Source organism: Anaerosacchariphilus polymeriproducens, from assembly GCF_003363435.1.
Classification (GTDB): Bacteria; Bacillota; Clostridia; order Lachnospirales; family Lachnospiraceae; genus Anaerosacchariphilus; species Anaerosacchariphilus polymeriproducens.
In genome coordinates, this window is sequence record NZ_QRCT01000016.1 from 102,389 (window position 1) to 126,149 (window position 23,761).

The window sequence follows — 23,761 nt, forward strand, 5'->3', positions numbered from 1 at the left end:
TTGATTTCAAAATGCAACACTAAATGTAAATCAAATACTTTAGAAAGGAAATATTATGAAAAAAATAAGAAATTATATTATCTCATTCATTCTTTTATTTATCATTGCATTCATTTATTACTATATTACTTTGCCTGCCATAAATATCCATTCGGTAGGATTTTGGTTCTTCCTTGTGCTTGCTATAGCTGTTCTTTTAGTAATTTATGCGGTTAAAAGAATAAAAAAGCCTTCTGCCTTGAAGGAATCAAAAGTGATTCGTCTCGGAATTATAATAATAGGAGGAATCATTGTAGTTTTTGTAATTGGGTATGTATTATCCTCTCCAATCATCAATGCAAAAAAATACCAGAACATGTTGAAAGTAACCACAAGAGAATTTACGAAAGATATTAAAGAAATTTCGTATAATCAGATCCCAATACTAGATAAGGATTCTTCTATTTTATTAGGTGACAGGAAAATGGGCAGTATGGTTGACATGGTCTCTCAGTTTGAAGCAGACACGAATCATTACACTCAAATTAATCAAAACAATACTCCTGTCAGAGTAAGTCCACTCACCTATGCAAGCTTTATAAAATGGTTTTCTAACCGGAACGAAGGAATCCCTGCCTATATTAAAATTGATATGGCAACTCAAGATACAGAATGTGTCACATTGAAAGAAGGAATTAAGTATTCTGACAGTGAATACTTTGGAAGAAATATTTATCGTCATTTACGTTTTCAATATCCAACTTATATATTTAGTGATATTAATTTTGAAGTAGATGATGAAGGTACTCCTTACTGGATTTGTCCTGTAAAAAAATTTACGATTGGACTATTCGGCGGCGAAACCGTTGGGCGTGTTGTTATATGTAATGCCATAACGGGAGAAACTACTGATTTGGATGTGAAAGATGTACCTAGCTGGGTAGACCGCGTTTATTCTTCTGAACTGTTAATTTCTTATTATGATTATTATGGTACTTTAAAACACGGATTCTTTAACAGTATCTTTGGACAAAAAGATTGTATGAAGACTACCAATGGATATAATTACATTGCTTTAGAAGATGATGTCTGGTTATATACTGGAGTTACCTCTGTAAATAGTGACCAAGCTAATGTTGGTTTCGTTCTAATCAATCAAAGAACTATGGAAACCCGATACTATTCTATCTCGGGAGCCATTGAAGATTCTGCAATGTCATCTGCAGAAGGGCAGGTCCAGCACTTAAGATATTCAGCTACTTTCCCTTTGCTTTTAAATATTGCAAATGAACCAACATACTTTATCGCATTAAAAGATGCTTCCGGATTAGTCAAAAAATATGCAATGGTCGACGTACAAAAATATCAATTAGTTGCTATCGGAGATACAGTAGCCGCGTGTGAGAAAGAATATGTTAAATTATTGAACACAAATGGAGTTTCAAACGCCAAAAGCAGTAGTACATTAACCAAAAAAGGAATAATTTCAAAAATATCACAAGGAGTTATTGAAGGGAATACCCACTACTATATTATGCTTAAAGGTTCCAATGAAATCTTCGACATTCCACTATTAGATTTTATAAATGTAGTCAGCTTCAGCGAAGGAGATCAAATTACATTTGAATATAACAAAGGCAATTCTACGAATACTGTATTATCTGTCCATTAATAATGAAAGGACTGTGACTTTAGTAATAAATCTGAAGTACAGTCCTTTTTTATTTCATAAGTAATTTAATTAATTCTTGACCTATGTGTTAAGAATTATTATAATTAATATAATTTGCGCTATTAGAAATATTTTTTTTAATATAGGAAAGACTTGCTATTACATAATGAATTTATTTCATACCTTAGAGGAGGCCATTATATATGTTATATTACTTTGTAACAAAAATGGAGAATGGGAACGGTGGATATTACTATATCCCAAACACGATCGGATATATTATTCTATTACTGATTATATCTACACTTCTGATTTTAATCAGCCTAATTAGGAGTAATAAAACTACAAAAAAATTACAGACAAAACAATTGATCTTTTCTTCCTTAGCCATAGCTTTGGGAGTCGTAGCATCTTTTATTAAATTTTACAATCTTCCTATGGGTGGTTCGATAACGTTGTTCAGTATGCTGTTTATTTGTTTAGTCGGTTACTGGTTCGGTCCGAAAATAGGAATTATGACCAGTGTTGGATATGGATTACTTCAACTATTTATTGAACCTTATATTTTAAGTCTTCCTCAACTAATCTTAGACTATATTTTGGCATATGGAGCTTTGGGTCTGTCCGGATTCATGCATAACAAAAAATATGGCTTATACTCTGGTTATATTCTAGGTGTACTTGGACGATATATTTTCTCCTTTTTATCTGGTATCATTTTCTTTGCAAATTTTGCTCCTAAGAATTTTAACCCTGTCATTTATGCTCTGCTATATAATGGTTCATACCTTATTCCAGAAGCCGCTTTTACTCTTATAATAATTACTCTGCCACCAATGAGATATGCGATAAATAATGTAAAGAAGCTTACGGTACAATAAATGGACGGATGCCAAAATGCATCCGTTCATATTTTTATACTTTTCTATTAAAATAACGATATATATCTCCTAAATACGAAAGTGACCCAAACGCAATGATAATATCTTCTTCGCTGGCAGAATCGCACCCCTTAACAATAGCTTCTTCTACACTCTGAACTGCTTCCACATTTTCATGATATTCTTCTACTATACTTCTTAACTCTTCTGCTGGCAGACCTCTTGGTCCAGGTGCTGTTACCGTATAGGTTTTTTTGCATAAATCCATTGTCTGCTCCAAAATCCCTTGAAAATCTTTATCTTGAAAAACACCAATAATATAAATAAATTTTTTACCTGCGAAATAAGTCAAAAGAGTATTTCTTAAATTTTTCGCAGCATCTAAATTATGAGCACCATCTACAAAAAATAATGGTTTTTCATTCACTTTCGTAAATCTTCCAAACCATTTGGTATTCGCTATTCCGTTTATAATATGACTGTTTGTAATGAAAAAATTCTTTTTTTGCAAAACTTCAATTGCAGCAATAGATGTTACTACATTTTGAACTTGATAAGTGCCTAAAAATGGGATATGAATTTTCATTTGTTCCTGTCCCTCTTTTCGATACTCTATCGACTGACCATTGGGTGTGCGACTTATCTTAGAAACTTTATCCATTCCTGCTACTACAAATGTACACGATTTCTCTATTGCTTTACTTTCCAGAATTTTGATAATGGATGGAATTTGCTCACATGTAACTACTACGCCATTTTCTTTTATAATTCCTGACTTATTTGTAGCAATTTCTTCTATCGTATTTCCCAAAAACGGGGTATGATCTTTACTAATGGAGGCAAACACATAACAAATCGCTTTGGATATAATATTCGTAGCATCTAATGCTCCGCCTAATCCCGTCTCTAAAACTACAATATCACATTTTTTCTTTTTAAAATACCAAAAAGCTAATGCTGTTTCTATTTCAAACGTAGTTGGGTGTGGAAGTCCCTCCTCCAGCATTTCTCTTATTTTTGTTTCTATTATTTCAATTCCTAAAACTACATTTTCTTCTTCAATCCATGAATTATCAACTTGAATAAATTCTCTATAATCTAATATCGTTGGAGATATATATTTACCCGTTCGATAACCAGCTTCTTTTAGAATCTCTGATAAATACGAAACAATGGAACCCTTTCCATTCGTTCCCGCAACATGAATAAATTGCAAATGTTCTTGAGGATTTTCCAACCGATTTAAAAGTTCCTTAATATTTTCTAATCCCAGTATACTTCCGAATTTTAGTGTACTTTTTATATATTCTCTTGCTTCTTGATATGATTTCATTTTTATTTCGAATAAACTATATTAGTTTAATGGGGTCTCCTTTCCTTTATTTTTTATATTTGTGCAAAATGCACCCTTCTCCCATGCACCGGTAACAGTGAAAAAAATTGACAATGACGAGGCCAATACCCATCCTACAGGCCATGAACTCCATATTCCTATTGCCCCCATAAATCTGGACAAAATAAATGCTAATATGACCCGTAATATTAAATCTAAAAAAGTTGTAGACATAAATTGCCACATAGCTCCTGCCCCTCTTAGAATCCCATCAAATACTATTTTTATAGCAACCACAATATAAAATGGGGATACTATCTTTAAAAATATTCTTCCTGTTTCAATTACCTCTGCGGCATCTTTCGCATCGACAAATAGTCTTAGAAATGTGCTTGCAAAAAAATAATTTGCTACAACAAAAGGAATACTAATCATAATTACCATCCAGATACTAGCTTTCATTCCTTCTCGTACTCTTTCATGTTTTTTGGCTCCCAGATTTTGTGAGGTAAAACTTGAGATGGCATTTCCTAAAGTACTATAACCAACCATTGCAAAAGTATTAATTTTAATCGCAGCTGAATATCCTGCAATAACATCAGAACCAAAACTATTCACTAAACCTTGTACAAAAAGATTTCCTACAGAAACAAAGCTTTGTTGAAAAATACTTGGAATTGCAATTAAACTAATCTGCCTCAAAGTACCAAAAGAAAAATATTGAAAATACCCTGTCGTTTTGATATCCTTTATTCTAAATAATAACACAATAAATGCGATGATACAGAAAATACCCTGAGCGATAAATGTTGCCCATCCTATCCCTGCCACGCCCCAACGAAACTTCACTACAAAGAAAATGGATAACCCAACATTTCCTAAAGAAGAAAACATCAAAAGGCAAAGTGGTGTTTTAGAATCACCTAATGCTGTAAAAATCCCTGTACATATATTATATAAACACAAAAATAACATACCTAGTATATATATTTTTAAATACGTCGCTGAATCTATTAAAATATTTTCAGGTGTATTCATCAATTTAAGTACTCGATTACATGTAAGTAAACCTACTCCCGTTAATATCATAGCGATACCGAGCGAAGAAATAAGAGCTGTATATACTGCTGTTTTAACTCTTTCATATTCCTTGGCTCCATAATATCTCGAAATGATTACATTACACCCAATATTGATTCCTGTTGCAATCGCTAAAAAGATCATAGTAACCGGATAAGAAGCTCCGACCGCAGCCAAAGCGTCTTTTCCTGCATACTTCCCTGCTATCATACTATCTGCAATACTGTATAGCTGTTGAAAAAGCACACTCAAAAGCATTGGTAATGAAAATTTCCATAATACCAGACTTGTCTTCCCTGTTGTTAAATCTGTGTTCATTTTTTTATCCTCTCTGTAATTATTCCGTTACCTATTATAGACCTTTTTTCTCAAAATGCAACAACAATTTAATACAGAATTAATCATTTTCAGTATTATTTTTGCAAAAAATAAATCCCAAACTTCAAAAAGTAAGGGATTTATATGAATTATTTATATTATTTTGCCATTAACAGCATAATCTCATTGCTACGAGATATGAATTTCGTCATAGCTTCCGGAGAGAGTGGATGATGGCTTAACATTGCTAAATCATACAACTGTTCACACATCATTGGTACATTTTCTGAATCTTTATGATCCATAATATAATTAACTAACTTATTATTTAAATTAAGTACTAAGGTTTCGCTCGTACCAAACATATTTGGATCCATTCCACCCATACTGTACATCTTCATCATATCCTGCATACGTCTGCTTTCTTCTGATAAAGTAATTACGGATGAAATATTTTCATTTTTAAGTTTCTCTACTTTCACTTCTAAGTTTTCTTTATTTAAGGCTTTTCTGAAAATTTCTGTTAAGGAATCCATAGCCGCTTTTATGGACTCATCATTTGCGTCAACTTCTTCTTTTAAATTTTCTGTCAAATCAGCATCAATTCTTTGGAATTTAATTCCTTCATTTCTTTGTTCCAATTGAGAAATGAATGCAGAATCGATATTATGAGTCAAAATGACTGCATCCATACCCTGTTCTTTAAACATATTAATGTATTGACTTTGTTGCTGCTCATCAGTTACATAGAAAATAATCTTAGGTTCTTTCTCTTCCTTTTTGTCATCACTTTCTTTTGTCTCATCACTCTTATTTTCTGCAGCTTCTACTTCAGGTTCTACTTCAGCTTCTTCTTCACTATTTTTATTAATTTCAAGACAATCCGGTAATGTCAAATATTTTCCGTCTAAATTCTTAAATAAAATATAATCATTAATTTTATCACAGAATTTTGTATCTTTCAGACAACCAAATTTGATGAAAGGACTAATGTCATCCCAATACTTTTCATAATTTTCTTTGTCAGTCTTACACATCCCTGAAAGTTTATCAGCAACTTTTTTTGAAATATAATCAGAAATCTTCTTTACAAATCCGTCATTTTGTAAAGCACTTCTAGATACATTAAGCGGTAAATCCGGACAATCAATAACACCTTTTAATAACATTAAGAATTCTGGAATTACTTCTTTTATATTATCAGCAATAAATACTTGATTGTTATATAATTTGATCATACCTTCAATAGAATCATATTCCGTATTAATTTTTGGGAAATATAAAATTCCTTTTAAATTAAATGGATAATCCATATTTAAATGAATCCAGAAAAGTGGTTCTTTATAATCCATAAAGACTTTGCGATAAAATTTCTTATAATCCTCATCTGTACATTCATTTGGATGTTTCGTCCATAATGGCTGCGTATCATTTAATGCGACCGGTCTTTTCAAAATTTTAAGTTTTTCCGTCTTCGGTGATATTTCTACAATCTCTTTTTCACCGTTTTCATTTTCTTTTTCCTCAGTTTTGGCTTCTTCTATTATGGTTTCTATAACAGTATCTTTATCTGTCTTTTCTTCCGGTAGAATTGTTTCATACTCAGGTTCAGCATTTGCTTTTTCTAAATAAATCTCAACAGGCATAAAAGAACAGTATTTCTCAATTATTTCCTTGGCACGATATTCATTTGCAAACTCGAGGCTGTCTTCATTCAAAAATAAGGTGATCTCTGTTCCAACACCTTCCTTGCTTCCCTCATCCATATTGTATTCTGTTCCACCATCACATTCCCAATGAATAGGTTTGGCACCATCTTTATATGATAATGAATCAATATGAACTTCATCCGCTACCATAAAAGCAGAATAAAAACCTAACCCGAAATGACCAATAATTTGGTCTTCATTTGTTTTATCTTTATATTTTTCTAAGAAATCAGTTGCACCGGAAAAAGCGATTTGATTAATATACTCTTCTACTTCTTCAGCTGTCATTCCTAATCCATTATCAATAACCTTAAGAGTCTTCTCTTCCGGATTCACTATTATTTTTATCTTCGCTTCATAATCTTCTGGGAACTCATACTCTCCCATCATTTCTAATTTTTTTAATTTAGTAATTGCATCCGTACCATTTGAAATTAATTCTCTATAAAAAATATCATGATCTGAATACAACCATTTCTTAATAATTGGAAAAATATTTTCACTATTAATTGAAAGACTACCTTGGGTTTTAGCCATATAAAACACTCCTTTTTCACTATTTTTCTTTTTTCATCTAAAAATAATATTAATACCCAAAAAATAAATTGTCAAGAGAAAATTAGCACTCTTCTTTCAAGAGTGCTAACAACATTACATTTTTAAGGCTTTCATACATTTATTAAATCTTTATAAAATAATGATAAGGAACAAAATTATAGCTTAAACTTCTGAACTAAATCATTTAATTTATTTGATACTACTTTCTGATGCTCTGACATTTCTGCAACTTCGTCCACTTTAACGGTTACATCTTCCGTATATTCCATAATTGTCGAACTGCTGTCTGCTGTATTCTGCGCAGCTTCCGCGATATTATCAATCGCTTCTTCGACTTCTCCCATTGTAGATTTGATTGATTCTGCCATATTTGTTAATTCTTTTGCTATTAATTCAATACTTTGTGCATCTTTACCGTATTGTTTACCTACTTGTACAAAAGAATTATAATCAGGTGTTACCGTTTTTTCAATAAAATCAAGTAAATTCCTTGCATCGTCCGATAAACTATTAAAAGCTACCTGAATTTCTTGAATCGTTTCTTTTATCTCATCTACTGTTTTAGCTGTATCTCCAGCTAATTTTCCGATTTCAGTAGCAACTACTGCGAATCCTCTTCCTTGTTCTCCTGCTCTAGCAGCTTCAATTGATGCATTTAAAGCAAGAAGATTAATTTGTTCCGCAATGGATGAAATAGATTCCGCCATCACTCCTATTTCATCAACAATTTCAGCTTTTTCAATGCTTTTTGTTAAATTATTTTCATATTGTTTTGTAAGTGTAATTGCACTTTCAAATGATTCTGCACTATTCGTCTCAATATCTTTCGCTCTATCACGAATCTCGTTTGACATATTACTGCTTTTTACTGTTTGAGCTGCCAATTGTACAAGTGAATTATTAACTTCGTGTACAGATGCTGTGATTTCTTCCGTTGCTGCACTGGAAGTCATCATATCCTCATTAACAGAAGCTATCGTTTCTTTAATATTTTTAAAACCTTTCAATAATTCTTGTGATATTTTACTTAAATGCTCACTTGAGAATTGTACTTCCCCTGATTCTTTAGAAATAGTAGCAATCACACTCTTATTTTCTAAGTACATCGTATTTAAAGCTTCCCCCATATGTCCTAATTCATCTTGTTCTTTTACGATAACAGGTTCCACCGTAAAATCTCCCTGTGACAGATTTTCTGCAAAAATACTTACCTGCTTCATTGTTTTTGTTAGATGAACAACTTGATAAAGTATTACTAAAATACTTAATGCAATAGATATCATTGCAACAATAATTAATTTAACAATCAACTCACTGATAGGCGCCTGTAATTCACCTTGATCCATTTGAATTACCAAAGTCCAATTCAATCCAGGTATTATATCATAATACACATTATAGTTTTTTCCATTTTGAGTATATTCAGAATTACCCGCTTTACCTGAAAGGATTTCACCTGCAATTGCTTTTAGAGATTGGCTGGGATCTTCTTTAATATTTACATTCATTTGTTTTTCAGCATCTTGAGAACTTAAATATAAACCATCTCTATTCAGTAAAAACGCATTTCCTGTTTTTCCGACCGAAATTTCTGAAACATATGCCTGTACTGATGCCAGCTGAATATCAACTGTAACTACACCGATAAATTTTTTGTTACTATCATAAATAGGCGCAGAACAGGAAGACATTACGGTATCAGAAGTTTCATCATAATACGCTTCCGTAAACATTGGCTCTGCATTTTCTTTCTTTACATTTGTATAAAACTCATATCCAAAATAATTATATTCTGCATTACTATAATCCATTGTTACGACTGGTTTATCACCATCTTTATATACATAAGGCCCAACATATTTCTGCGTTTCATCATATACAAAAGGTTCAAACCATATTCCACTTCCTAATATCAAATCATTGGTATAGATCATATCCCCTAACATTACTTCATATTCTTCCAATTTTGTATCTTGATAGGAAGCACTTACCGTTTTTGAAATAGCGTCAGCCAACAATTCAACTTCCCCCATCTCCTTGTTGATTTTTTCCATCTGAGCTCTTAACTCTGCTGACATCGTAGCCTGTATTTGTTGATTCATTATATTTCTGCTTGAATAACTGCTTATAATGGCCAAAACAGCCATTCCAATAATTACAACCGGTAAAACCCAGCTTAAAATTCGAATCCCTATTTTTTTAAACCTCATAGTTGCTCCTCTCCCTTATATAAATTTTTTTGTTCAACCATAAGGAATTATATCACTTTTAAATATTTTTTTCAATATTATCACACTATTTTGAGTATTTTCCCATTTTTTTTGGCATTTTATTCTAGTAAATTACTGAAGTACTTGATGCAGAATGTCGGCTATGGGATCCATTGTATTTTTTGCTTCATCAAATGTATTCGTTTGAGCACCCACCTCCATCAAAATGGACTTAGGACGAAAATGCAGATTATATCGGTAACCTTTCAAATAAATATTTCTAGCAAGTCCCGGATATTTCATATTCGCTTTTAATTGCAACTGAAAAGAAAACGCTAAATTATCAGAAATATAAGGATTATATAAATAATCTATGTTTCCGTTTTTGGTAGTTCTGCTAAGACCATTAAAAAACATAAATTGTGCAGTAGACTTTCCATTAACATTGGTAGTCAAATGCGTTTTTTCATTTACTCCATCTCTATGTAAATCTATAACAACTTCAATAGAAGGATTATCTTTCAATATTTTTTCTACTGCAGAAGCTGCCAAAGTATATGCATAATCTCTGCTTTCTAAATCGTACTCGCCTTTGTGATGAATTACATTATATCCATATTTATCTGTTAATAAAGATGTAAGATAGTCCCCTACTCCTACAACAGACATAGTCTTATCTCCTGGTCTTGAATCTGAAAATGCTTCCTGGGAATGCGTGTGATAAATCAAAATCTGTGGGTTCTTATTATCATGGCTCATTTTCATATCTTTCTCTAAAAACGCTTTTGCATTTAACTGTGAACTATCTATAGTTGTTGTTCTATCCACAACATAAAAGCTACTTAAAAGATAATCAAAATCACTTAATTTATCAATAGAATAATTCGCTGCTTCTTTCGTTTCTTCTTTATCCTTATCCTTCTTTACCGCTTTTTGTTCTTTCTTCTGCTCTTTATCTTTTATCTCTGATTTATGATTTTCATCTTGTCCTTCTTGAGCAATTATCATATTATAAGTTAAAGCACTTTCAATTTCTTTTTGATTGGATGTCGACTCTGAAACAAAATCATATATCGGCAGTATTTCTTTTAAAGTAATCACCAAATAGTCGAATGTCTGCTTGTCTTTTTCTGCCTCGAAGTCATAATACATGCCGATACAATAATTTTGAATAATAGATTGGTATAATTTATTCTGCAGATGATTTGAAACCTGTAGAATTGTTCTTGTATAATGTATAGATTCGTTTGTTCTATATGCAAACCAGGCAAAATAAATAATCATGATTAAAAGTATCGTTTTTTGAACTAAATATCTTCTTTTTTTTTGCACTTTCATCACCGGCTCCACCTTTCACCTTCTATTAGGCTTTGCGTCCTAATTCGTATGGTACCTTATTATTTATATTCTCCTGATAAAAATAATATTCTCTCTCTATATATTTTTATAGTTATACCTGTAATGCAATATTTAATCCTTCTGACAAAGTAAAGCTTAATCTTTTAATTGTCTCATCAATATCTTTTGGTGTTACAAACATCCCATTCAAATGTGGTGAAATAACTTCTTGTATCAATTGATATTTTTCAAAATCATTTAAAGAATCATATGCAGTTCCTAATTTTTCTCCTCCTTGAATTTCTTCCATTGCATCTACAAGATTTTTCATTGTGTCTTGAACGATAGTCGCAGCATCTACTACAGTTGGAATGCCAATGGCAATTACCGGAATGCCTATACTTTCCTGATTAATTCCACTTCTATGATTTCCAACTCCTGAACCAGGATTAATTCCTGTATCTGTAATTTGAATTGTGCGGTTTAAACGTTTCGTATTCCTGGCTGCTAATGCATCGATTACAATAATAACATCCGGAGAAGTCTCCTTTATAATTCCGCCAATCACTTCAACCGGTTCCATTCCAGTTTGAGCCATTACACCAGGTACAATACTGCTTACTGTATTTACTTCTTCTTTTCCCATCGCATATTTCCCATATTCTTTTACTACATGTCTTGTTATCAAAAGATTATCAACCACATAAGGCCCCAACGCATCTGGAGTCACTTGGCGATTTCCAAGACCAACTACCAAAACCGATTGTTCTTTTCCCTGATTCGGTAATAATTTCTGAATTTGTTTTGCAAGTTCGTCTGATATTTCCCGATGATACCCTTCATCCGGTTCCATCATATTCGGAGCTTCTAATGTAATATAAGCCCCTTTGGGCTTTCCCATTGCTTTTGCTGCATTTTCTGTTTCAATGTTAACTTCAGTAATTTGAATTTCTGAGTTATCAATATAATATTCATCGATTGTAACTCCCTTAATTTCCACATTATCTTCTTGAAACTTTTCACGTGTTTCAAGTGCCAGATCTGTTCTCATTTGAAATTTACTCATGTTTTTCACTCCTACGTTTCTTTGAACTTTTGATTTACTTATTTTTTGCATTTTTTTCAGAATTATGTATTGACATATTTCCATTATTAGACTATGATTAATTAGTATGTTTACATTAGAAACGACCGTGTCCGGCTTTAATGAAACATAAATTTCAAAATTAACAAATTTACATTTATGTTTGGAGGTATTATCTTGGCTAATATTAAATCAGCAAAGAAGAGAATTTTAGTAAACAAAACAAAAGCAGATCGAAACAAAGCAATCAGATCTAACGTAAAAACTATGATTAAAAAAGTAGATGCTGCCGTTACTGCTAATGATAAGGTAGCTGCCAATGCTGCATTAATCAATGCGATTTCAGCAATTGATAAAGCAACTTCTAAGGGTGTTTATCATAAAAACACATCTTCAAGAAAAATTTCTCGTTTAACACAAGCGGTTAACAAAATTGCATAATTAAATAATAAAAAGCAACCAATACCGTCATGTTGGTTGCTTTTTTAATTTATACAGTTAATCCTGACTATATTTTACAATAAGAAGTTCAATACATATACGGTCAATGATCTTTCCACTCTTTACCTGTTCTTCCATTTCAACACAATCTTGCAATGCTTCCTTTAATTGTTCTATCGTAAAATGTTTCGATTGAGAAATATATTTCCCTACAACAAAACCATATAAGCCTGTTTTTTGTCCGATTGTTTTTGAATCATATCCCAATTTTTTCAATTCTTTGACCTGCATAAGTAAATTAAATTGTCTTGCGATTAAAAAAAGAATTCTCATTGGTGGTTCTTTTAATGCAAGCAAATCATAGTAAAGCTGTAATGCCTTCTTATGCTTTCGCTCTGCAATAGAGCTTATCATTTCAAAAATCTGATTGGTTACCTGATAAGTACATACTGCTTTAATATCTTCACTTTCAATGACTTCCCGGTCCCCTATATAACAAATGATTTTTTCTATTTCTTTTTCAATATTCTCCATATCATTGCCTACCATTTCTAAAAACAAATGCATCGTAGGCTGCGTTATCTTTTTATTTTCAGCTTTCAATAATCCAATGATCCATTTTGTCAATGTTTGCGCATCCTGCCTCGGAAATTCCACGATTCTTCCCGCTGTTTTAACTGCCTTGAACATTTTACTTCGTTTATCAACTTCCTCTTCCACAAATACAAAATATGTACTGGGAGCTATTTCCTTCATATACTCAGCCATCTCTGGACTTTGATTCTTAAAAAAACCACTATCTTCTATTATAATCACTCGTCTTTCTGAAAAAAAAGGTAGTGTCTCTGCCAGATCTATCACTTCATTTGGATTAATACCTTTTCCTTCAAAACTAGAACAATTCATCGTATCATCCTCTGCCGCCAATGCTTGACGCAGCTTCTTCTTATACCGTTTTTTTAAGAAGGCTTCTTCTCCATATAACAAATAAACTTGCTTAAAATCATTATTTTTTATATCTTCGTTTATACTTTTCATTTTATCACCCTGTCCATTGTATCAGTGTGGGGAAAACTTTTCAACTACCATCTTCACTTTGTTATCATAACTCTTAAAAATTTTGATTGTGACCGCACCTTCCTGATATGTGATATAACTCCTGCTTTTCATATTAGATAAGCGACTGAGCAGTTCCTTATGTGGATGACCGTAAGAATTATTCTCACCGCACGAAATAAGAGAAATCTCTGGTTTGACTACTTGCAGAAATTTGTCTGAAGTTGAATTTTTAGATCCATGATGAGCTACTTTCAAAAAGTCACAATCCGAAAGAAGATTTTTATTCTGTAATAAAATCTCTTCTCCTTGAAAACCAATATCTCCGGTAAACAGACCTTTTATATTAAAAAATTCCAAACTCATGACTGCCGAGTTTTCATTACATGACTCTTCAGAGATTAAATTATCTATACAAGGATATAAACATTTTAGAACCATCTTTTTCTCCTTGTACTTTTCTTGAAGTATATTACCCTTTTGTATATACATTACTTTCGTTCCCGCTTTTTTTGCTAAACTAATCAGTTCCTTATATTTACTGTTATCTATTTTCATCTTAGGCAGAAATAAACACTTAACATGATAGTTATCCTTTAGAACCTCCTTAAGTCCCGAAATATGATCTTCATCCGAATGACTAATAAACCAATAATCAATTTGTTTTACTCCTTTCGATTTCAGGAAAGGTAAAATTTGATTTTTTCCTACTTCCTTCAAATCACTACTGCCGCCATCAATAAAATAGTGCTTACCAGCAGGTCCGCGAATGTAACTCCCATCTCCCTGCCCCACGTATAAAATGGTGACTTCTACTTCAGAATGTATGTGCAGACTGATTATTAGAAACAGAATATTCGAGAAGATTACAAAAATTCCAAATCTCAAAACTTTTTTCTTACATAAAATAATCCCTGAAATAAAGATAATAAAGAATAAATAATATATGAATATCTGCCAGCTTTGTGGTTTTCCAATAATCCATTGGGAAAAGGGGAGTAACCGGAAAAACTTACAGATATTTTCAACAAGATCAATCATGAATGAGCAGCCTTGTAATATAACTCTCCCCAGATATGGGCAGACATTTCCTACCATACCGCCCAAAAGCCCTGACTGTAAAATCATAGGAGCCAAAATTAGAACGAAAAGATTGGTAAAAACTGCATAACGAGGCGATTCATAATAAAAGTTCGCAATAATAGGCAATAGACCAATTTGAATGAAAAAACTACTCTTAATTCCCTCTGTAAGAAAATCCAAGCATTTTTTTATTCTTTGGGTTTTCTTGACTTTCACCTCCTCAGGTTGCTCGCATTTATCACTTGTCCTTATCTGCTCAATTTCTTGATAGAAAGCTATTATGATAACTCCCCCATATGAGAGTAAAAAAGCTCCCTGAAACATTACAAAAGGATTCCCATACAACATAACTAACGCTGTAAGGGAAACGGCAGTAAACATATCAAAAGTTCTCCCTAACAATTGAGCTCCCATAAATATTAAAAACATTAAAACCGCTCTATGAGTAGAAATACTAGAACCAGTAAGAATCCCATAACTACTTACAATAAAACTAGCAATCACACTACTACTTAAGATTCCTATTCCCAGTCTTCGAAATAAACGATAACAAAGCAGCCCTAACATTGAAATATGTAACCCCGAAATTGCTAATATATGCATGATTCCTGCATCTTTATATATATCTTTTGTCGTATCCTCAAGTTTAGTCGTATCTCCTAATATCATAGCACATAACACACCTGCATCTTTATCTGTACAGAGCTTTTCATATGTCTGACGTGTTTTAGTGCGAAGCTTTTTAAGCCATTCTCCTAAATAATCTGTAGTATCATCTATCATAGTATAACTATTTAATAAAACTTTTCCACCTATGTTTAATGTATGATAATATTGAGACTCATTAAAAGCCCCTGGATTTTTTGCATTCTTCCATTTCTTAAATTTTCCTTTTATTTTAATTTGATTTCCAATGTGAGAACTCACGTGATAATTAGAAATAATTAGAATTGAATTTGCAGGAAACTTTCGACTTCCTACCATCATTTGAACATCATTTAAATATAAATATTCTTTTTTATTTTTTACTTCTGTTTTGTATATCTTTCCTGCTGCTAAAACATTCTGATTATCATTCATTCTATATAACGGTGATTCAAGCTCAATTGCCTGTCCATACCTTATATAACCAGCTATCAAAAATGTAATAAGCAAAAGAGGAAGCTTGTTCCTTTTATAATATATCCATATCATCATTAAAATTGATACGAAAAACAAAATAATGGTTACATCCTCTTTTGCTATCAGGATACCAAAGCAGAAAAAAATACCACAAAACAAAAGTGGTCTTTTACTTACGAAAAAAATCGCTCCCTTCTAAGGTAATTCCACTTCATTTTTAATAGAATCTTTTGATTCTATTAAATCTAAATTACGTTCCAGCATATTATTTAATTTTATTTTGTCACTAATAGATACTTTTGTATCTCCATTAATTGATATTTGAACTTTATTAATGCCCGGTACTTCTGATAGAGAATTCACTACGGAGTAGACACCGATCTCTTTGGAAACTCCATCAATTCCTTCAAGAAATTTTTCATTAAAATCTACATAACAAACTCCATCCTTTTGAGAAATACTGATTATCTTGGTATCCGGTGAAATGGACTGATATCCGTTATCCCCGGCAGGACCAGCAATTAATTGCTGAACCACTACCTTTTCTATAGGCATATTACTACTATAGTGGACATCTTGAATTTCTTCTATCAGTTGGTCACCCTTTTTATTCGAGAAATACAACTTCAATGTGGCTGCTTGAACAGAATTTATTTGTTCTTTGGTATTATCAATAAAACTGTCTTTTGTCATAACTCCAATTGGGTTCCCTTTATAATCCGTTAATGGTGCATCTTGAACTTTAAATACTACGTATTGCACAAAATCCAACTGCGTAACCGTTTTCACAATAGATGCTCTGCAAAGTACTTCTCTTGTCGTTTCCATACCAAGATATGCATCATTAAATGTAATCTCTAATCGATTATTATCCAAAATATAATCTACTATTTTAATATTTTCTGTAAATGCTCTTTTGCAATCAATACTGACTGGATCATCCTGTATCATCTTGATGACTTCTTTCAGTTTTTCCTCCTGAGACTTTCCTTTTAACACATGTTCATAAGGAACTAACCCGCTTATTTGATTATTAATATAATAGATATCAATTGCTCCTGCCTTCTCTGTCTTTTGATTTTTGCAGGCAATACAACTAATACTAATCAGAATGAACAAAATCATTATCTTATTAAACTTTTTCATTGTGCACCTCTTCTCTATGCCTAAGTAATATAATTCAAAGGTACCCTGACAGTAAATGTAGTACCCTCATTTTCTTTACTATAGACTTTAACTGCACCACGGTGCATTAAAATAGCACTTCTTGTAATAGCTAGTCCCAAACCAGTGCCACTGATTTCTGTAGAATGAGATTTATCTACACGATAGAACCTTTCAAAAATATGTTCTAAAGATTCCTCCGGAATTCCGATTCCAGAATCTGCAACTTCTACAAAAAAGTATTTATGATCTGAATTTAACGAAACATGTACCCATCCATCATCTTTATTATATTTAATTGCATTTTCTACTAAATTCGAAAACGCTAGTGTTAACTTCACTTCATCCACTTCTGCAGTAACCGGGCGGAAACTTTCAAATACAAGTTCAATATTACGATTCGCTGCTATAGGTCGCAGCCTCTTTAATATTAACTCAAGCATCTCATTAATATTAACTAAATTAATATTTAAATTTGCAGAAGATTTATCCATACGGACTAATGAAAGCAAATCATTGATTATTTTACTTTCACGGTCGATTTCTTCTGCTATGTCTGTCATAAATTCTTTATAAAGCTCTACCGGTACATCTTCCTGCATTAAAAGTGAATCAGCTAATACCTTCATCGAAGTAATCGGTGTTTTAAGTTCATGGGATACATTGGAAACAAATTCCTGTCTCGAATCATCAAGAACCTTTATCCGTCCCAACATCTTATTAAATGCTTGTGAGATAAGCTCCGTTTCTGTATAATCTGCAACTGAAATATTTTCATCCAGGTAACCATCAGAAAGTCCCTCGATAGCACTTGAAATTCTTCCGAAAGGTTTTACCAATTTGGTAGAAAAGAAGACCGCAACAACCCATATCACAATATAAACTGCAATCTGTACAATCAGACTTTTCTCCTTCATTGCTTCTATACTATCTAATATATTTGCGGTTGATACACATACCACCATTACTCCAATTCTATCATCTTTTAAAGAGTCTATAATTGGAACAGTGACTTCTATAAATCCATTCTTTTTGTCATAATAAGATGAATCTTCTCCCTGAAAGCTTTTCACAACTTCTTCTGAAATGATCGTTTTGTCTTTTTCAAGAGAATATGTATCTTTCACTATGCGAAAACTCTTATCGATGACCATAATACGCCCATTATATAAATTTGATAATTGCGCCAATTCCCCATTTATAACTTCAATAGAAGTATCATTTAAATAGTCATAGCTGCTTATCTGATTTGCTAAAATTTTTGTTTGAACTTGAACCTCTTTAATTTTCAAAGATACAGAACGCTCTTCAAAACCACTCTGCATACCAATAGAAACAAGTATGCTGGGAATAATACCACTTCCAAGCACAAGTACCAGAATCCGAAACCGAAGGCTTCTCAAAAATTTATTTTTTATGCTAATTCTGGAAATAATAACCCACTCCCCATTTTGTATGAACGTATTTTGGTTCGCTTGGGTTCGTTTCAATCTTTTCTCTTAATCTTCGTATATGAACATCCACGGTCCTTACATCTCCAGGATATTCATAGCCCCAAACGATATTTAGTAAATTTTCACGGCTGTATACTTTATTTGGATTCAACACAAGTAATTCGAGTACATCAAATTCTTTTGCAGTCAGATTAATTTCTTTTCCTGCAATATAAACACGACGGCTCTCACAATCCATACGCAAATCACCTATAGATATATTCTTTGGATTTTCTTCTTTCTTTACATCTTTTTTGGTCCTGCGCATAATTGCTTTAATTCTGGCTTTTACTTCTAAAATATTAAATGGTTTTGTTATGTAATCATCTGCACCGTATTCTAACCCTAGAATTTTATCCATATCCTCACCTTTTGCAGTGAGCATTACAATTGGAACACTAGAAAAATCCCTAATTTGCTGACACACTTCAAATCCATCAAATTTGGGAAGCATTACGTCTAACAGAATAATATCATATTCATTTTCTTTTGCTAAATTTAAAGCTTCCTCCCCATCGTATGCACAATCAACATCCATTCCGTCTTGTTCAAGACTAAATCGGATTCCTTTTACAATTAGCTTTTCATCATCAACAACGAGTACCCTTTTTCCCATGTATTTCACCTCAATCAACTGTTATATAATCTTTAATTTTTTTTAAAACTCCTTCTTTAATTCCTGGTATGTTCATAATATCTTCAACTGCATGAAAGCTGCCATGTTCCTCGCGATAAGCAATGATACTGTCTGCTTTATTCTGACCGATTCCAGGAATTGTCATTAATTGTTCCAAAGTTGCAGTGTTCAAGTTCACCACACTTTTTTCTTTTTGTTTTAACTCTGAATCCGCATTTGTATTTTCTTTTGTCTTCTCATTTTGCGCTTCTTCTACCGTCAGGACTTTGATCATTTGGGCATCTGTTAATATTTCTGCGAGGTTAATATAATCCAAATCAGCTTCTTCTTTCAGACCACCTGCCATTTCGATGACATCTGCAATTCGTTTGCCTTTCTCCAGGCAATAGACTCCTGGATTATTCACTGCTCCACAAACATAAACACAGACCTTTTGATTTTTATCCTGTTGATTCTCTTTGGCATCTTCTTTTAAATCATTTGTCTTTTCAGTATCCTCTTTCGTATCTTTTATTTCTTGTTCTGTATTGGCATTCTGCTTTTCACGTATCTCTTGAAATTCCTCTTCAAAAAGTACATTTTCCTTTTTATTACAGCCCATACAAAAAAATAAAAGCAAAAACAGTATTACTGAAAATACTTTGAATTTTTTTGAATCGCTCATTTTTGTATAAGTCTCCTTAATTATTTATTAATTATTAAGAGCCTTTATACATACCTAGACTATACTATTGTAACTAAAATTAATTCTTATTACAATAGTAATTCATGAATTCCATTTAAAAATTATAAATCCCAATATTGATAATGCTACAGCTACTACTTTTTTCCACTCAAAAGATTCCTTTTCAACACCAAATAAACCTAACAATTCAATACAATAGGCTACTACTAACTGTGATATTACAATTAACATTACAGCTTTTGCAGGACCTAAGGACTCCATGCTTTTTACAACAGTAAGGGTAATAAAAGCTCCAATTATCCCGCCTGCCAATAGATATTTTGGTTGTATTTTCATTAATCCTTCGATACTCTCACGACCTGTAACAAACCAGGCTAACAAACAGACCAGTAAAGCTGTTGATTGAACCCAGCCATTAGCAACCCACAAACTCGTTTTGTCTGTTACCTGTGTATTAAAAACACCTTGTATACTCATAAGTGCTCCCGATAAAAGAGCAATTAAAATCCCAATCATAGAAAAAACCTCCTCAATAACCTAATCTTTCGTTATACTTCATAGTTTTCTCTATAATTGGGATTTTATACTTAAGCTTAAGAGAGGCTTTTTTCTAAAATTACTATCAGTTCCTCTACATGCTCTTTTTTTATTACTAATGGTGGTACAAATCGGAGTACTTTTTCTCCTGCTGGTATAACGAAAGCTCCTTCTTGCATGATTTTTTCAATAATCGGAGCAACCGGTTTATTAAATTCCAATCCTTGTAATAAACCTTTCCCACGACGTTCCACGATTTCAGGATATTTTTCTACTAACATATCCAATTTTTCTTCTAAATAAGAACTTACCTCTTTTACATTTTTTAAAATATTCTCTTCTTCAAAAATATCAAATATAGTACTGACAGCTTTACAGGCAAATGGATTTCCACCATAAGTAGTCCCATGGTCTCCTGGTTTTAACGATCTTTGAGCAACTTCTTCCGTCATTGCAAATGCACCGACCGGAATTCCACATCCTAATCCTTTGGCCGATACCAATATATCCGGTTTTACACCATATCCCTGCCATGCAAACATATCGCCAGTTCTTCCCATTCCACACTGGACTTCATCAAAAATAAGTAATATTTTTCTTTGATCACACAACTTTCTAAGCTCTTTTAAAAAGTATTGGCTTGCGGGATGGATTCCGCCTTCACCCTGAACCGGTTCTACTATAATTGCACATGTCTGCTCCGTCACTTGTTCCTTCACACTTAAGATATCATTATAATCTGCGAATTTTACCCCCGGAATTAACGGTTTAAAAGGATAACGGTATTTTGGACTATGTGTTACCGATAACGCACCAAGTGTTCTTCCGTGAAAAGATCTTCTCATGGTTATAATTTCATGGATTGTTGTAATGTTTTCTTTGTATACGTATCTTCTTGCAATTTTTAAGGCACCTTCGATCGCTTCCGCACCGCTGTTTGTAAAAAATACTCTATCCATACCAGATGCTTTCTTAAATTTGAGAGCTGCTTCATAAGCCGGTACATTGTAATATAAATTCGATACATGTGTAACCTTATCTATCTGTTCCTTTAAAGCATTTTTATACTTTTCATTACTATAACCCAATCCATTCACTGCAATACCTGCTGCAAAATCGAGATACTTTTTACCATTAATATCGTAAAGATAAACGTCTTCTCCTTTTTCAATCACAATCTGATAACGATTATATGTTTTTACTAATATCTTATCTGTTTCTTCTATATAATTATGATTTTCCATTAAAATATCTCCTTTCTTCATCACCTAAAATTGCTGTTCCTATCCCACGATTCGTAAATATTTCCAATAAGAGACAATGAGGAATTCTACCATCTAAAATATGCACTCTAGAAACACCATTTTCAATTGCATCCATACAATTATACAACTTTGGCAGCATCCCTCCACCAATATTTCCTTCTTCTAATAAACACTTCCCTTCTGAAACTGTAAGTTCTGATATTAAAGTAGATGCATCTTTCGGATCTTTATAAACTCCTTCAATATCCGTTAAAAAAGCTAACTTTTCTGCTTTTAATGATTTTGCGATCGCACAAGCAGCATCATCTGCATTTATATTATACGTTTCAAAATTTTCATCATAACCAATTGGACAAATAATCGGAATAAAATCTTTTTCTATTAAGTCATTTAATATTTTAGGATTTACTTCTTTTATTTCTCCTACGAATCCAATATCCTTTCCATCTGAATACTTTTTTTCAACCTTTAAAAGACCGCCGTCTTTCCCTGAAATACCAACAGCTCCTACTCCAAGAGATTGAATTTTTTGAACCAGACTTTTATTTACTCGATTTAATACCATCTCAGCAATTTCCATAGTAGCATCATCCGTAACACGTAATCCATTTATGAATTGAGTCTCCATACCCGATTTCTTAACCCATTTATTTATATCTTTTCCGCCTCCATGAACAATAATCGGTTTAAATCCAACTAATTTTAATAAAGTGACATCTTCAATCACATTTTTTTTCAACTCTTCATCCAACATGGCACTTCCACCATATTTCACAATTATTATCTTACATTTGAATCGTTGTATATAAGGAAGTGCTTCTATTAATACTTCCGCTTTTTCTAAATATTTCTCCATTCCCATTTTATTACCTCTCTTCTCTCAAAATAACTCTATGAACGATAATCCGCATTAATCTTGACATAATCATAAGTCAAATCACATCCCCATGCAGTCGCAGCAGCAGCTCCCATTTTTATATCGGCAATTGCAGAAACTTCTTCTTCAGATAAAATTCTGGTTGCTTCTTCTTCACTATAATCTGTTGCAACACCATTTTCTATTATCTTTATCCTACCTGCCTTACTCTCAAAAAATAAATCTACCTTTTCCGGTTCAAAAGTGACTCCGGCATATCCCATAGCACACAAGATGCGTCCCCAGTTTGCATCATGTCCATAAATGGCTGCTTTTGTAAGACTGGAAGTAACAATGGATTTGCTTAATGTGACTGCCTGTTCCTTTGTCTGAGCATTCACAACTTTCACTTCAAATAGAGCAGTTGCCCCTTCCCCGTCACCAGCAATTTTCTTCGCTAATATCGTATTTATATAGTTCAGAGCTTCTAAAAACAGATTATAATCTTCATTTTTTTCTTTAATTATTTGATTACCTGCTAATCCATTCGCTAATAATAGCACCGTGTCATTTGTAGAGGTATCTCCATCAACAGAAACCATATTATAAGTATCTTTTACAACTTCACTCAAAGCTTCCTGAAGTAATTCTTTGCAAATTGCCAAATCAGTGGTAACAAATGCTAACATAGTACACATATTAGGATGTATCATGCCCGAACCCTTGCACATTCCACCAATTGTAACTGTTTTTCCACCAATTTCAAATTCTACAGCAATTTCTTTTGGACATGTATCTGTTGTCATAATTGCTTGAGCGGCATTATTTCCTCCTTCGATCGAATCCTTTAATTCCGGAACCAGCAGCTCTATCCCTTTCGCCAAACAATCCATTGGTAACTGTTTTCCAATCACACCTGTAGATGCTACCAAAACACTACCTTCTTTCACTTGTAAAACTTCCGATGCTTTTAATGCAGTCTGTCTGCAATAATGGAAACCTTTTTCACCGGTACACGCATTGGCTATACCACTATTAATCACAACTACTTGTGCCTTTTCTTTGCTATAAACACGTTCTTTATCCCATTTCACAGGTGCGGCCTGCACAATGTTCGTAGTAAATGTCCCTGCTGACTCACAAGGCTTCTCACTATATATCATAGCCATATCTTTCTTATTTTCATTTTTAATTCCTGCCGAAATACCCGCAGCCAAGAATCCTTTTGGACTAGTGACTCCACCATCTAAAATCTTCATA

The 23,761-nt window shown here is 32.8% G+C and carries 19 protein-coding genes; 3 read left to right on the forward strand and 16 right to left on the reverse strand.

Features of this window, described 5'->3' with window-relative positions; genetic code table 11:
* Positions 1 to 55: 55 nt before the first annotated feature.
* Both DWV06_RS06675 and DWV06_RS06680 read left to right on the forward strand, forming a co-directional pair.
* Positions 56 to 1,651, forward strand: coding sequence for a CvpA family protein (locus DWV06_RS06675; protein ID WP_115481407.1), 1,596 nt, complete (start codon positions 56 to 58; stop codon positions 1,649 to 1,651).
* Between the two features lie 203 nt (positions 1,652 to 1,854).
* The gene (locus tag DWV06_RS06680; protein WP_115481408.1) at positions 1,855 to 2,532 is read left to right on the forward strand and encodes an energy-coupled thiamine transporter ThiT; all 678 of its coding nucleotides are present in this window, start codon (positions 1,855 to 1,857) and stop codon (positions 2,530 to 2,532) included.
* A 34-nt stretch (positions 2,533 to 2,566) separates the two neighbouring features.
* Here the strand turns inward: DWV06_RS06680 and DWV06_RS06685 are convergent, their stop codons facing one another.
* From DWV06_RS06685 to gpr, 6 genes are all read right to left on the reverse strand, one after another.
* Positions 2,567 to 3,865: a bifunctional folylpolyglutamate synthase/dihydrofolate synthase gene (locus tag DWV06_RS06685; RefSeq protein ID WP_115481409.1), complete on the reverse strand. Its 1,299-nt coding sequence runs from the start codon at positions 3,863 to 3,865 to the stop codon at positions 2,567 to 2,569.
* Positions 3,866 to 3,886: 21 nt separating this feature from the next.
* Complete coding sequence (locus DWV06_RS06690; protein WP_115481410.1) at positions 3,887 to 5,263, reverse strand: MATE family efflux transporter; 1,377 nt, start codon at positions 5,261 to 5,263, stop codon at positions 3,887 to 3,889.
* Between the two features lie 158 nt (positions 5,264 to 5,421).
* A complete protein-coding gene (gene htpG, locus DWV06_RS06695; protein WP_115481411.1) occupies positions 5,422 to 7,509 on the reverse strand; it encodes a molecular chaperone HtpG in 2,088 nt (695 codons plus the stop codon).
* Positions 7,510 to 7,685: 176 nt separating this feature from the next.
* Positions 7,686 to 9,740 carry a methyl-accepting chemotaxis protein gene (locus DWV06_RS06700; protein WP_115481412.1) on the reverse strand — a complete coding sequence of 685 codons (2,055 nt, stop codon included), beginning with the start codon at positions 9,738 to 9,740 and terminating at the stop codon, positions 7,686 to 7,688.
* Between the two features lie 132 nt (positions 9,741 to 9,872).
* Entirely contained in the window at positions 9,873 to 11,078 is a 1,206-nt protein-coding gene (gene spoIIP / locus DWV06_RS06705) for a stage II sporulation protein P (RefSeq protein WP_115481413.1), read from the reverse strand.
* Positions 11,079 to 11,190: 112 nt separating this feature from the next.
* Positions 11,191 to 12,144 (reverse strand): GPR endopeptidase, encoded by a 954-nt coding sequence (gpr, locus tag DWV06_RS06710; RefSeq protein ID WP_115481414.1) that lies wholly within the window; start codon positions 12,142 to 12,144, stop codon positions 11,191 to 11,193.
* Between the two features lie 195 nt (positions 12,145 to 12,339).
* Between gpr and rpsT the strand changes: the two genes are divergently transcribed.
* Positions 12,340 to 12,603, forward strand: coding sequence for a 30S ribosomal protein S20 (rpsT, locus tag DWV06_RS06715; protein ID WP_115481415.1), 264 nt, complete (start codon positions 12,340 to 12,342; stop codon positions 12,601 to 12,603).
* Between the two features lie 57 nt (positions 12,604 to 12,660).
* On the opposite strand, the gene holA is transcribed toward rpsT, so the two are convergent.
* The 10 genes from holA to argJ form a co-directional block, all read right to left on the reverse strand.
* The gene (holA, locus tag DWV06_RS06720; RefSeq protein WP_115481416.1) at positions 12,661 to 13,641 is read right to left on the reverse strand and encodes a DNA polymerase III subunit delta; all 981 of its coding nucleotides are present in this window, start codon (positions 13,639 to 13,641) and stop codon (positions 12,661 to 12,663) included.
* Between the two features lie 21 nt (positions 13,642 to 13,662).
* Positions 13,663 to 15,960 carry a DNA internalization-related competence protein ComEC/Rec2 gene (locus DWV06_RS06725; protein ID WP_162300593.1) on the reverse strand — a complete coding sequence of 766 codons (2,298 nt, stop codon included), beginning with the start codon at positions 15,958 to 15,960 and terminating at the stop codon, positions 13,663 to 13,665.
* A gap of 99 nt (positions 15,961 to 16,059) precedes the next feature.
* Positions 16,060 to 17,010: a GerMN domain-containing protein gene (locus DWV06_RS06730; RefSeq protein WP_115481418.1), complete on the reverse strand. Its 951-nt coding sequence runs from the start codon at positions 17,008 to 17,010 to the stop codon at positions 16,060 to 16,062.
* 20 nt (positions 17,011 to 17,030) lie between these two features.
* Positions 17,031 to 18,518, reverse strand: a complete 1,488-nt coding sequence (locus DWV06_RS06735) for a sensor histidine kinase (RefSeq protein WP_235828908.1) — start codon at positions 18,516 to 18,518, stop codon at positions 17,031 to 17,033.
* Positions 18,448 to 19,137, reverse strand: coding sequence for a response regulator transcription factor (locus DWV06_RS06740; RefSeq protein WP_115481419.1), 690 nt, complete (start codon positions 19,135 to 19,137; stop codon positions 18,448 to 18,450). Before DWV06_RS06740 ends, DWV06_RS06735 begins: the two co-directional genes overlap by 71 nt.
* A gap of 10 nt (positions 19,138 to 19,147) precedes the next feature.
* Positions 19,148 to 19,822, reverse strand: coding sequence for a helix-hairpin-helix domain-containing protein (locus DWV06_RS06745; protein ID WP_115481420.1), 675 nt, complete (start codon positions 19,820 to 19,822; stop codon positions 19,148 to 19,150).
* Positions 19,823 to 19,924: 102 nt separating this feature from the next.
* Complete coding sequence (locus DWV06_RS06750; RefSeq protein WP_115481421.1) at positions 19,925 to 20,359, reverse strand: DMT family transporter; 435 nt, start codon at positions 20,357 to 20,359, stop codon at positions 19,925 to 19,927.
* A 77-nt stretch (positions 20,360 to 20,436) separates the two neighbouring features.
* On the reverse strand, positions 20,437 to 21,624 hold the full coding sequence (locus DWV06_RS06755; protein ID WP_115481422.1) for an aspartate aminotransferase family protein: 1,188 nt from the start codon (positions 21,622 to 21,624) through the stop codon (positions 20,437 to 20,439).
* Positions 21,611 to 22,507: an acetylglutamate kinase gene (gene argB, locus DWV06_RS06760; protein WP_115481423.1), complete on the reverse strand. Its 897-nt coding sequence runs from the start codon at positions 22,505 to 22,507 to the stop codon at positions 21,611 to 21,613. The genes DWV06_RS06755 and argB overlap by 14 nt, the downstream gene beginning before the upstream one ends.
* Positions 22,508 to 22,536: 29 nt before the next feature.
* A complete protein-coding gene (gene argJ, locus DWV06_RS06765) occupies positions 22,537 to 23,760 on the reverse strand; it encodes a bifunctional glutamate N-acetyltransferase/amino-acid acetyltransferase ArgJ (RefSeq protein WP_115481424.1) in 1,224 nt (407 codons plus the stop codon).
* Position 23,761: the final 1 nt, after the last annotated feature.

What these genes read in the sequence shown, in the direction of transcription:
- argB (WP_115481423.1), bottom strand. Translation starts at nt 22,507, where the DNA reads ATGGGAATGGAGAAATATTTAGAAAAAGCGGAAGTATTAATAGAAGCA.
- DWV06_RS06685 (WP_115481409.1), bottom strand. Translation starts at nt 3,865, where the DNA reads ATGAAATCATATCAAGAAGCAAGAGAATATATAAAAAGTACACTAAAA.
- argJ (WP_115481424.1), bottom strand. Translation starts at nt 23,760, where the DNA reads ATGAAGATTTTAGATGGTGGAGTCACTAGTCCAAAAGGATTCTTGGCT.
- spoIIP (WP_115481413.1), bottom strand. Translation starts at nt 11,078, where the DNA reads ATGAAAGTGCAAAAAAAAAGAAGATATTTAGTTCAAAAAACGATACTT.
- htpG (WP_115481411.1), bottom strand. Translation starts at nt 7,509, where the DNA reads ATGGCTAAAACCCAAGGTAGTCTTTCAATTAATAGTGAAAATATTTTT.
- DWV06_RS06755 (WP_115481422.1), bottom strand. Translation starts at nt 21,624, where the DNA reads ATGGAAAATCATAATTATATAGAAGAAACAGATAAGATATTAGTAAAA.
- holA (WP_115481416.1), bottom strand. Translation starts at nt 13,641, where the DNA reads ATGAAAAGTATAAACGAAGATATAAAAAATAATGATTTTAAGCAAGTT.
- DWV06_RS06745 (WP_115481420.1), bottom strand. Translation starts at nt 19,822, where the DNA reads ATGAGCGATTCAAAAAAATTCAAAGTATTTTCAGTAATACTGTTTTTG.
- DWV06_RS06750 (WP_115481421.1), bottom strand. Translation starts at nt 20,359, where the DNA reads ATGATTGGGATTTTAATTGCTCTTTTATCGGGAGCACTTATGAGTATA.
- DWV06_RS06680 (WP_115481408.1), top strand. Translation starts at nt 1,855, where the DNA reads ATGTTATATTACTTTGTAACAAAAATGGAGAATGGGAACGGTGGATAT.
- DWV06_RS06675 (WP_115481407.1), top strand. Translation starts at nt 56, where the DNA reads ATGAAAAAAATAAGAAATTATATTATCTCATTCATTCTTTTATTTATC.
- gpr (WP_115481414.1), bottom strand. Translation starts at nt 12,144, where the DNA reads ATGAGTAAATTTCAAATGAGAACAGATCTGGCACTTGAAACACGTGAA.
- DWV06_RS06700 (WP_115481412.1), bottom strand. Translation starts at nt 9,740, where the DNA reads ATGAGGTTTAAAAAAATAGGGATTCGAATTTTAAGCTGGGTTTTACCG.
- DWV06_RS06690 (WP_115481410.1), bottom strand. Translation starts at nt 5,263, where the DNA reads ATGAACACAGATTTAACAACAGGGAAGACAAGTCTGGTATTATGGAAA.
- DWV06_RS06740 (WP_115481419.1), bottom strand. Translation starts at nt 19,137, where the DNA reads ATGGGAAAAAGGGTACTCGTTGTTGATGATGAAAAGCTAATTGTAAAA.
- DWV06_RS06730 (WP_115481418.1), bottom strand. Translation starts at nt 17,010, where the DNA reads ATGAAAAAGTTTAATAAGATAATGATTTTGTTCATTCTGATTAGTATT.